Here is a 10103-nt window from a genome sequence, read left to right as displayed (position 1 = left end):
CGATCCTTGTACAGCAACATTTTTGAAGATTATCAACTACTAATAAATAATTAACTCAAAGTCCCTCCCATTATTGTTTCTATCGTTTGTTTTCGGATTTATGCAAGAGGTCTTATGATCTGACTTTCCCCGAACATACAAGAGGATTTCAAATGCTAAAATCTACTTCTTTTGCTATTCTGACCTTGGCTTTAATGTGCTGTGCGACTAATAAAGCATACGCCACGATTCTTACTAGTCCCTCTCAACTTTCACCGACGAACACCCTGATTGATTTTGAAAGCTTCGGATCAGGTTTAACAACCAATCCTCTCATTATCGGCAACGCAACCTTCAGTGCCAGCACCCCACTTGCTATCATCGATATCTCGTCATTTACAGCAAATGGCCCCCTAGTATTCAACAAGACTCTCCGCTCAAACGGCGGACAACCTTTGGGGTCCACGGGTTATGTTAATATCCGTATCGACTTTAGTTCGCTTATTAATGAAGTAGGCCTAGGCTGGTTCGATCCGAACTTTACTGGCAACGAACTTCAAGCCTACGACTCCGCCAACAATCTACTCGATACGGCTCCCATTCCGACAGGTCCTCCTGGTGGATCTTTCGCTGCATTTCGGGGCATCAGTAGAGCGCAGAACGATATCTCTTATGTTATTGCCAAAGTATCTACGCCAAATGACGTGTTTAGCATCGATAACATCTCCTTTGGCTCTATTTCTCAACCGCCTCAAACTACTCCCGAACCCACCTCAACCCTCGGCCTCCTCGCTCTCGGTACTCTTGGCGCAGTTTCAACCCTCAAACGCAAACTAAAACCCTCTCAATCCACCGAAAAAGAAACCACAAAAGTAGGCTAAATTGCTTCTAAAATATGACAAACGCCCCTTCATTCAGTCAGTTGATGGGGTTTATTTTTTGCATAACTCTCTCAATTCCTATGATTTTAAGGAGGATGGTTTATCTTGCAAGCCGAGAGCTGCTACAATCTAAGATGACTGGTTATAGATGCTTTCAAGATGACTAAAACAGCAGAAACCCTCAAAATAGAACTTGCTCAACTTTCTGTGCAAGATCGCGCTGAACTAGCTTACTTTCTCATCCATTCCTTAGATGAAGGTGTAGATGACAATGTTTTAGAGGCTTGGGATAGAGAATTAACTCAAAGGTTAGCCGAAATTTATGCTGGAACAGCCAAGGGTGAACCATCGGATAAAGTATTATTGGAATTACGAGAGAAATATTCGTGAAACCTGTTATTATTCACAGTGAAGCAAGACGAGAACTTGACAATGCTATTCAATATTATGAGAAGCAAAAGATAGGATTAGGGCTAGATTTACTATCTGAAATTGAACAAGCTCTCGAAAAAATTAAAATTAACCCTAATCTGGGAACAGCCCATACTATCGAAGGGATGCGCCGTTATCTCATTCGCCGTTTTCCTTACATCATCTTTTATGTAGAATTTGAAGCATTTATCTGGGTGGTTGCGATCGCACATGGAAAACGTAAACCTGATTACTGGAAAAAGCGAAATTTAGAATAATCGAGATACTCAAACCTAAACTAAAACCCTCCCAATCCACCGAAAAAGAAACCACAAAATTAGGCTAAATTGCTTCTAAAAATACCATAAATGCCCCCTTCATTCAGTCAGTTGAGGGGGTATTTATATCGTATTTTTATGTTATCTTGAGGGGATTTATACCGCTTTGCGGAAGGCAAAAGTCTTATACCATAAGCCTTTCATGTTCCTAATTTTTACAATCCAAATCAATCATTAATGTTACCAGTGTAAAATAAATAATAGGGGTTATTGATAATGAGTCCACATCCGTATAACTTTGACAACCTTCTCTTCTGGAATAACCTGATCAACCAAAGGATGCTGACAGAACAAATTAAACCTTTAGCCAAGCAAAAATATCCACTGCTGATATTGACCAACGTTCTAATCCTTTAATCACTGCTAAAGGCTCATTATTTCCTTCAGTTGCAATATGTACTTTCGGTAATCCTGTTTGAAAAACGGTGACTGACTTTGCTGAAGGATCAATCAACCAACCTAATTCTGTTCCTTGTTGTAAACAGAAAATAATCTTTTCCATCCCTAAGGTAACAGATTGTTCAGGAGACATAATTTCAATAATCCAATCGGGATAACGTAAAAATTGATCGGCCATTTCTCCATCTAGATCTCTTGGCAAATTCTCCCAACGAATCACCGCAATATCTGGCACAATTGAACGTTCTGCAAAAGTACAACGCAATTCAGGTAGAGCATAAGCTAATTTTTGAGGTTTAGTCTGTTGATTAATGGCAGAGGCTAACTCAAATTGTAAGATGCTGTGTTTTCCTTTGGGCATAGGTTTTTGAGTGACAATTCCATGATAATATTCCCTAGCAGGCTTAGTTTCTGGAAGGGCAAGAAATACTTCGAGGGAAAGAGCTTGTTTATCTTCTATTGTGGCAAACATTAATTGATTTCTCCGATCTTGAGTTGTTTTCTATTATAAGCTCCTGACTCCTTACTCTCAGGTAAGTTTTTGATTTTTACCATAAGTCCAATCTAAAAATACGGGTTTTTCTTTAAGCTCTAGCACGAAAAATTTGATTAGCGGTGAGGTTTAACTCTGGAAAAACCCCTGAAATAAGACGTTGATCCTGTTTAAATAAATTACCTTGATATTCTCCATCGATTAATTGATAGATAGAAATGGTGGGTTCTTTGGGGCTGCCGATATATCGGGCCGAACCTTTGGCTAAATAATCGATAATCCAATATTCGGCAATTCCTAATTGTTCGTAGTCGTCGAATTTTTTCAGATAATCATCTCGCCAATTGGAACTGACAATTTCAATAATTAATTTAGCTGATGTTGCCAGAGAAATTGAGGAAGCGGTTTCCCAATAGAGATCATTAACTAGATTTTCTCTGTCTAAGACAATAATATCGGGTAGATAACCTGTATGGGGGCGAAGGGGTTTTACTGCCGCAGTATTAGGGATAAAATAGGGCAATTGCTGCCGATTTATCTCTAAGAATAGGGTTCCAGAAACAAATCCGCCAATTTCTTCGTGTTTTCCGATCGGTCGCATCATGGCTAATAATTTTCCTGCGATTAATTCGTATTGTTGTCCATCATCGGGATATTGATTGATATAGTCATCAAAAGTCAACAATTGGGGGATAGTTTGGGTTGTGGTCATGGCAGTTAGGGGAATAAGAGAGATGATTTTTCTAGATTCTAACTCGATTAACGACGTTGCCACCAAGTCAATCCAGCTAGGGTAAATCCTACTAAAGGCATCACTACCATCGCTATCCAAAAAATAGCGTTAGCTTGCAGGGGATTTAAATTAATTCTTCTATTTTCTGGTTCCTTGGCCCGGATAGATAAGGTGGCTGTTTCACCACTGGCTAACCACTGCACAGAATTTAAAAATATATCTCCGTTTAACTGTTGTTCAAACAGTCCATCGCTGGCAAAGCTGGCATTACCAATCACGATTAATTTACCTTTTTTTCCCGTCAGGGCAACTCCTAGATCAAAGGGAGCAGCTAAATCTTTTTCAGGGTTAAACTGGAGATTCTGATCATTTAAATCACTCTCAGCCCACATTTTATCATTAGTAATCATTAAAGATACGGCTTCAATTCCTTCGACGGGAACGGTAGCGATGGGACGAGCAAAGGGAAAGATAGAAATACCGTTAGCAAAATCCCGGGTAATGGGATGATTGCCGTAATTGGTAATAATGGGACTAGCCGGTCCTAGTCCGATGATTTCCCCGGCACCGGAAGCATCAATAATAATCCGATTATCCAGTTTCACACCCCAGGCGGTTAATAAGGGTTCTAATCCGGTTTCGGTTTGAGGGTCAATCATTAATAAAATTTTGCCCCCTTGCTCAAGATAGTTTTTTAACGCGGTGACTTCCTGGGGAAATATTTTTCTTTTGGGACTGGCAATAATAATGACATCGGCATTATTGGGAATGGTGGAACGTTCTACTAGATTAAGTGGTTTTACTTGATAACCTTTTGCTTCTAAACTATTGACTGCTTGTCCTAAACCCCCTTGAGGTTCCTTGATGGCATTTTCTCCATGACCTTGCAGAAAGTAAGCGGTTAAAGTGCGATTAGTTTTAGCGGTTTCGATGGCGTTACTTAGTTTTGCTTCGGTGAGATTTTCCTGTTCACTAATAGTTTTTAGGGGTTGTTTTTTTTCACCATACTGTAGATAGACTCTGGACAGATTATCATCGGCTAGTTTTTTAAATTCTTGGACAATATTGGGTTTTTTCTCTGGGTTAACTATCTCGTACTGAAATTGGGGATTTTTGCGTTGATAATTGGCTAAAAGTTCCTGTTCGTTGGCACTGATTCCCCGGGTTGAAAAAATCCAGACTTTGACTGGTTTTGACAGATTGGTTAATAGTCTTTCGGTTTGGGGGGATAAACTAAAGATTTGGTTTTCGGTTAAATCAACTCGATAGGGATAACGGAGGGCAAGAAAGTTAATTAAACCGATAACACCGAGGACAATAATAGTAGTTATGAGGGTTTGAGTACCGGTGCGGGTACTTCTTTTTTGCCAAAAGTCTTTGGAAGTGATTACTAATAACAACAGCCACCCTAGAAACAGAATAGCCCCGGCAATTAATAACCCCAGAGAGAGGGATGACCATTGACCGGAGATTAACCCCACGGTTAAGCCGGCACTAGCCAGAAAGAGGGCGGGTATATAGAGAAATTTACCGTATTTTTGCCAGTATCTCATAGTTAGTTTCTTTGATAACGGTCCGCTTCGATCGCTTGAGTAGTTAGGAAGATTCCCAGCAGAATATAACTGAGGAGGATGACTAAACTACTACTGTCAAAAATTCCCCGCACGAAATTGTTAAAGGGTTGATACCAAGATAGATGGGATAGTAATTCTTTCAGGAAAAATCCGATCTGTTCTCCCACTTCTCCTCCGATGCGATCTCGAAAGAAGGTTTCGGCATTGTTAGCAATGACATCCAGTATCCAGATAAATAAGATGGTGATAAAGGTGATGATGTAAGCCAGGATAGAACTATTGGTGAGGGAAGAAATAAACATCCCGATGGCTAGGATGGCCGCTGCCAGTAAAATTAATCCTAGATGAGCCATTAAAATACTGGCTATATTTACCGGGGGAACTGCGCTACTAAAAACTACTATTTCGTAAATCCAGAGGGGGGTAATCATCACGGTAAAAAAGGCCAGCACTCCCAATAATTTACCGATGGCTATACTCCAATTAGTCAGGGGGGAAGTGGCTAAAAGTTCTAGGGTTCCCTGTTTTTTTTCCTCTGCGTATAATCCCATAGACAGGGCTGGCAAAATTACCAACAATAAAGAGGATAAAATAATGCCGATGAAAGTGGTCATAAATTCAGATACCACATCTCTGGCTACCAGAAATCCCGATTGTTCCTGGATACTAATATCGAGAATAATGCCGTAGAGAAGGGAGTTAAAGAAAAATCCCGCTACTAACCAAAATATCCCCATAATTATATAGGCATTGGCGGCGGTAAAATAGCTTTGAAATTCCTTGCGAAAAATCGCCCAGATATTATTGATCATGCCTCTCCTCTTGCTGGTTACTTTCCCCGCTGCCGATTACTTCCAGAAATATATCTTCTAGGGTTTTACGGGTGCGACGCATTTCTAATAAGTTATAACCATTGTTGACAACTATTCTAGCAAGTTCTGCCCCTAAGTTTGTTCCCACTTGACCAACAATTTTGAGCAGGTTATCGCCGACTTTTGCCCCTTGCTCGACTTGCGGCAGTTGTTGCAGGATTTCTAGCAGGGAATCCCTATCACCCTCGATCTCAATTTCATAACTGGAACTGGCAGGGGGGGCGGTAGTAATATTATTGGCCACGATGCGACCCCGATTAATAATTGTCGCTCGATCGCAGGTAATACTCACTTCTGGCAAAATATGAGTGGAGAGAATAATTGTATGTTCTCCCGCTAAACTTTTAATCAGATTTCTCACCTCGATAATCTGTTTCGGATCCAATCCTACTGTCGGTTCATCTAAAATAATTACTGGTGGATCGTGTATGATCGCTTGGGCAATTCCCACACGCTGTTTATAACCTTTGGATAACTTGCGGATAATAACTTTTCTTTTTTCTAGTAACTGACACTTGCTTAAAACTAAATCTACCCGCGCTTTTCTATCCCCCGATGAGATGCCTTTAATCCGCGCCACAAAATCAAGAAAACTTTCCACGGTCATCTCTGGATACAAGGGTGGATTTTCGGGAAGATAACCAATGCGACGACGCACTTCTAAGGATTGTTGATGCACATCGTATCCTGCTATCCTTGCAGTTCCCGTCGTGGCGGGAATATAACCGGATAAAATCCTCATGGTCGTGGTTTTTCCCGCTCCATTTGGTCCCAAGAAACCGAGAATTTCTCCTTTTTCTACGGTAAAATCCACGTCACTAATTGCCGCAGTAGAACCATAAATTTTACTCAGATGTTCGACTTCAATCATAAGCTTTATCAGTTATCAGTTATCAGTTATCAGTTATCAGTCAATAGTGTTAAGTGACAAGTTCGGAGCTTTCTTTTAACTCGACGGAATCTAAAACCTAATTTGTTAAGCTAGAAGATTTGATGGACCTAGTTTCTAACCTTCTTTTTGGGTAAGAGAATTGCCAGATTCTTTCTTTTGCCTCTTGCCTCTTGCCTCTTGCCTACTGCTCACTGATAACTGATTTTTCCCAGACTATGATCCCGATTAATCTCTACCACTAGATGCGCTTGTTTGAGCAGGGGTGGCAGAAATAATTGCGGATGTAAACTTTTCCAAAAATACTTGACAAATTCCTCGATTTCTGATGGGTTCATACCTCCTTTTGTTTCGGCCGCCTGTCGCCATTGTAAACTGTAACGGTAGTCAAGGGGATAAAGAATCAGTAAGCGATCGATTTTTGACCAGAGGGGTAGATATTCTCGCAATCTTTGATTATTATCCCTGGCGAATTGTCGGTCTTCCTCGCTATTAATCGGATCGGGGGCATGATCAAAGACTGTTTCTTCTACTGGATTCATGCCCACAAACCAACCCTCGAAAAAAAGAATATCAACTCGTTCCACTTGTTCCGCTGCAATTCTATCTCCTTGTCCTCGATGCAGGGACTTGTCAAAACGCGGGATTAAAATCGGACTTTCTTGCTGACAAACCTGTTCTAAAACTTTAATTCCTAATGCTATATCATGAGTACCCGGTGGACCACGCCAGCGCAATCTTTCATCCTTTTGACGCAATTTTATTCGCTCATTATAGGTCTTATAAATATCATCTAAAGAGAGATTATTTACTTTTAAATCAAAATAGGCTAAAATAATCGACATTATGGATGTTAAGGTGGTCTTTCCCGTGCCTTGAGGGGCCAAAATGCCTTGAATCAACGGTTTTGCGTGGCTGCGTAGCTGTAGCGCCCAGGGAATCCAGAAGCGCCAACAGCTGATCAAAATCTGATTTGGCTGATTTATCCCTAACTCCTGACATTTTTGCCAGACTCGCGGCCAGAGAATCGTTAATAGTTCCGCCCTTTCCTGTAGGATGAGAGGGTTAGTCTGCTGAAAACTTAAGGATTCGATCTCTAGTAATTCTTCTAGATCCGCCTCAGTTAAGGGATTTTTGTCGATTAATCCCTGTAAAATCGTCAAAATCTTCATAGCTGTTATCAGAATTAGCAAAAAACTGTGCCAGTGATTCAGGAGTAATTCTCCCGGGTTAGCCACCCATACCGGCAGATTAGTCCCGCTCAAGATTTTTTTTGAGAGTGTTTTTTAGGGTTATTTGCCCAAAAATGAAGGGTTTGCAGGCAGGCACGGATTCCCATTATATATATAAGTATATGTCAAGTTCCGTTTTCAGTCAAGGGGTTTGGCTAAAAATCTCTAGCTGTGTCTCCAGTTTCCCAATCGGTTAGACTAAGAATTATTCACATTACTTAACAAAACAGCCGATGAATACAGCTGCTCTGACAATCAGGCAAAATTGGCAATGGCAAGGACATTCGATACACTATGTGCAAGCGGGTACTAGAGTTGCGGGAAAACCCCCTTTACTATTAGTCCACGGTTTTGGCGCTTCCACCGACCATTGGCGAAAAAATGTGCAAGGTTTAGCCTCAGAATGGGAGGTATGGGCGATCGATCTGTTAGGATTCGGTAGATCAGCTAAACCGGATATTGTCTATAGTGGCAGTCTTTGGCAGCAACAATTAAATGATTTTATCAAGGAAGTTGTGGGCCAACCGACGGTTTTAGCGGGTAATTCTCTGGGGGGTTACGCTTCTCTCTGTGTAGCTGCTAATCATTCCGAGAATGTTCGGGGATTAATTCTCCTCAATAGTGCCGGTCCCTTTAGCGATACAGAAAGCAATCGTCAGCCTAATTTAGCACAAAAATTACTGCGATCGATCTTGCTGCAACCTTGGGCCAGTTATCTCTTATTTCTCTATACCCGTCAACCCAAAACTATCCGCAAAACCCTAGAGAAAGTATATCTCGATCGCAGTGCCATTACTGAGCAGTTAATAGAAGATATCCGTCGTCCTTCCCTGGATGCGGGAGCAGCCAAAGTTTTTGCTTCTGTGTTTAAATCTCCCCGGGGGGAAAATGTGGATATTCTCCTGCAAAAGTTAAGTTGTCCCCTGTTGATGTTATGGGGTGAGGGGGATCCTTGGATGAATACTAGGGAACGCGGGGCCAAATTCCGTCAATACTATCCTTCTCTCACAGAATATTATCTAACTGCCGGTCATTGTCCCCACGATGAAATTCCCACAGAGGTTAACCGGTTGATTAGTGATTGGGTGAAAAGCTTATAGGTAGTTAGGGATCGGTTATCAGGTTTTTATTTTTTTGACGCTTATCTAACCTGAAAAAAGAGGGTTCGCAGGCAGGCACGGATTCCCATTCTATATATAAGTATCTGTCAAGGGCGGGGATTTGTCAAGGGTTTTTTTGAAAAAATCTACCAGAATTTGGCCGGTGGGGAAGACATTGGCCGGTATTGGTAGAGAAGCAGATGAATGAGTAATTGCAGGGGATAACTATCTACTTTATGTCTCTGTTGGTTCCCCAATCTAATACATCTGTCCGTCTTTGTCGCAGTTGTTGGGCCGTTTCTTCTAACCAAGCAAGATAGTCTTGTTCTTATAAGTCTTTGGTATTGGTCAGGTATCGGGTTTTTATTTTTTTGAAGCTTATTTGACCTGAAAAAAGAGGGTTCGCAGGCAGGCACGGATTCCCATTATATATATAAGTATCTGTCAAGTGCGGGGATTTGTCAAGGATTTTTTTGCAAAAATCTGCCAGAATTTCAGGGGAGAAAATCGGAATCGAGGATTTGTTCGGGACTATAGGGGCAGCTTTCGGCAAAGATAGCGGCCGGTAATTGGCTTTTTTGTCGGACTCGCTTCACTGCTTTGGGGTAAATAACGGCGATTCTGGTTAAAAAATAGTTATAAAGGGTTTTTGACTCCAATAAAAGTTCTAATTCCACCCGAAAGTTACCGATTTCGTCCTGCCATCCCCGCGCACATCTTTCTCGTTCCTCCGGCCAGTATTGGTAGAGGAGCAGATGAATGAGCAATTGTAGGAGATAACTATCTACTTTATGTCTCTGTTCGTTCCCCAATGCTTCGATTTCTTCTCCGAGATGTTCCCAATCTAATACATCTGTCTGTCTTTGTCGCAGTTGTTTGGCCGTTTCTTCTAACCAAGCAGGATAGTCTTGTTCGTATAAGTCTTTAGTTGTCATACCCTATCCTGTTTAGTGCTGGTCAGGTATTAGGTTTTTATTTTTTTGACGCTTATCTAACCTAAAAAAAGAGGGTTCGCAGGCAGGCACGGATTCCCATTATATATATAAGTATCTGTCAAGTGCGGGGATTTGTCAAGGGTTTTTTATTGAGATTTTGTTAATCATCTCGAATACCGTGCATCATGGATTAGTAAACGCTCCGAAAGATTGGCAATATTCCAGTTTTCACCGTTATGTTGAAGAAGGAATTTATGATCAGATGTG

At 41.2% G+C, this 10103-nt stretch carries 11 protein-coding genes and 1 pseudogene; 4 read left to right on the top strand and 8 right to left on the bottom strand.

Annotated elements, in window-relative coordinates:
* Positions 1-152 precede the first annotated feature (152 nt).
* The 3 genes from PX636_RS13240 to PX636_RS13230 all read left to right on the top strand — a co-directional run bounded on the left by PX636_RS13240 (position 153) and on the right by PX636_RS13230 (position 1549).
* Positions 153-860 (top strand): PEP-CTERM sorting domain-containing protein, encoded by a 708-nt coding sequence (locus PX636_RS13240; protein ID WP_002798427.1) that lies wholly within the window; start codon positions 153-155, stop codon positions 858-860.
* A gap of 159 nt (positions 861-1019) precedes the next feature.
* Positions 1020-1250, top strand: coding sequence for an addiction module protein (locus PX636_RS13235; protein WP_002798429.1), 231 nt, complete (start codon positions 1020-1022; stop codon positions 1248-1250).
* The gene (locus PX636_RS13230; protein ID WP_002798430.1) at positions 1247-1549 is read left to right on the top strand and encodes a type II toxin-antitoxin system RelE/ParE family toxin; all 303 of its coding nucleotides are present in this window, start codon (positions 1247-1249) and stop codon (positions 1547-1549) included. Before PX636_RS13235 ends, PX636_RS13230 begins: the two co-directional genes overlap by 4 nt.
* A gap of 355 nt (positions 1550-1904) precedes the next feature.
* On the opposite strand, the gene PX636_RS13225 is transcribed toward PX636_RS13230, so the two are convergent.
* The 6 genes from PX636_RS13225 to PX636_RS13200 form a co-directional block, all read right to left on the bottom strand.
* Complete coding sequence (locus PX636_RS13225) at positions 1905-2480, bottom strand: Uma2 family endonuclease (protein ID WP_002798432.1); 576 nt, start codon at positions 2478-2480, stop codon at positions 1905-1907.
* 112 nt (positions 2481-2592) lie between these two features.
* A complete protein-coding gene (locus tag PX636_RS13220) occupies positions 2593-3213 on the bottom strand; it encodes a Uma2 family endonuclease (RefSeq protein ID WP_012265292.1) in 621 nt (206 codons plus the stop codon).
* Positions 3214-3260: 47 nt separating this feature from the next.
* Complete coding sequence (locus PX636_RS13215; RefSeq protein WP_288117542.1) at positions 3261-4787, bottom strand: GldG family protein; 1527 nt, start codon at positions 4785-4787, stop codon at positions 3261-3263.
* A 2-nt stretch (positions 4788-4789) separates the two neighbouring features.
* A complete protein-coding gene (locus PX636_RS13210) occupies positions 4790-5620 on the bottom strand; it encodes an ABC transporter permease (protein WP_288032366.1) in 831 nt (276 codons plus the stop codon).
* Positions 5610-6551, bottom strand: coding sequence for an ABC transporter ATP-binding protein (locus tag PX636_RS13205; RefSeq protein WP_288117540.1), 942 nt, complete (start codon positions 6549-6551; stop codon positions 5610-5612). Before PX636_RS13205 ends, PX636_RS13210 begins: the two co-directional genes overlap by 11 nt.
* Positions 6552-6760: 209 nt before the next feature.
* Positions 6761-7741, bottom strand: a complete 981-nt coding sequence (locus PX636_RS13200; protein WP_288117538.1) for an ABC transporter ATP-binding protein — start codon at positions 7739-7741, stop codon at positions 6761-6763.
* Between the two features lie 293 nt (positions 7742-8034).
* Here PX636_RS13200 and PX636_RS13195 point away from each other — a divergent pair, with 293 nt between their 5' ends.
* Entirely contained in the window at positions 8035-8901 is an 867-nt protein-coding gene (locus PX636_RS13195) for an alpha/beta fold hydrolase (protein WP_288117536.1), read from the top strand.
* A 176-nt stretch (positions 8902-9077) separates the two neighbouring features.
* Here the strand turns inward: PX636_RS13195 and PX636_RS22705 are convergent.
* Together PX636_RS22705 and PX636_RS13185 are read right to left on the bottom strand one after the other, a co-directional pair.
* A pseudogene (locus PX636_RS22705) lies at positions 9078-9253 on the bottom strand (DUF29 family protein); the annotation flags it as partial.
* A gap of 142 nt (positions 9254-9395) precedes the next feature.
* Positions 9396-9836: a DUF29 domain-containing protein gene (locus PX636_RS13185; protein ID WP_002790561.1), complete on the bottom strand. Its 441-nt coding sequence runs from the start codon at positions 9834-9836 to the stop codon at positions 9396-9398.
* Positions 9837-10103: the final 267 nt, after the last annotated feature.

This window comes from Microcystis sp. M53598_WE2 (assembly GCF_030067735.1).
Taxonomy (GTDB): Bacteria; Cyanobacteriota; Cyanobacteriia; order Cyanobacteriales; family Microcystaceae; genus Microcystis; species Microcystis aeruginosa.
The sequence above is the reverse complement of the archived record's forward strand: the minus strand, read 5'-3'. Positions and strand labels throughout refer to the sequence as shown.

Excerpts from the sequence above, each read along its gene's own strand:
- PX636_RS13215 (WP_288117542.1), bottom strand. The coding sequence starts at position 4,787 with ATGAGATACTGGCAAAAATACGGTAAATTTCTCTATATACCCGCCCTC.
- PX636_RS13210 (WP_288032366.1), bottom strand. The coding sequence starts at position 5,620 with ATGATCAATAATATCTGGGCGATTTTTCGCAAGGAATTTCAAAGCTAT.
- PX636_RS13200 (WP_288117538.1), bottom strand. The coding sequence starts at position 7,741 with ATGAAGATTTTGACGATTTTACAGGGATTAATCGACAAAAATCCCTTA.
- PX636_RS13240 (WP_002798427.1), top strand. The coding sequence starts at position 153 with ATGCTAAAATCTACTTCTTTTGCTATTCTGACCTTGGCTTTAATGTGC.
- PX636_RS13220 (WP_012265292.1), bottom strand. The coding sequence starts at position 3,213 with ATGACCACAACCCAAACTATCCCCCAATTGTTGACTTTTGATGACTAT.
- PX636_RS13225 (WP_002798432.1), bottom strand. The coding sequence starts at position 2,480 with ATGTTTGCCACAATAGAAGATAAACAAGCTCTTTCCCTCGAAGTATTT.
- PX636_RS13235 (WP_002798429.1), top strand. The coding sequence starts at position 1,020 with ATGACTAAAACAGCAGAAACCCTCAAAATAGAACTTGCTCAACTTTCT.
- PX636_RS13205 (WP_288117540.1), bottom strand. The coding sequence starts at position 6,551 with ATGATTGAAGTCGAACATCTGAGTAAAATTTATGGTTCTACTGCGGCA.
- PX636_RS13185 (WP_002790561.1), bottom strand. The coding sequence starts at position 9,836 with ATGACAACTAAAGACTTATACGAACAAGACTATCCTGCTTGGTTAGAA.
- PX636_RS13195 (WP_288117536.1), top strand. The coding sequence starts at position 8,035 with ATGAATACAGCTGCTCTGACAATCAGGCAAAATTGGCAATGGCAAGGA.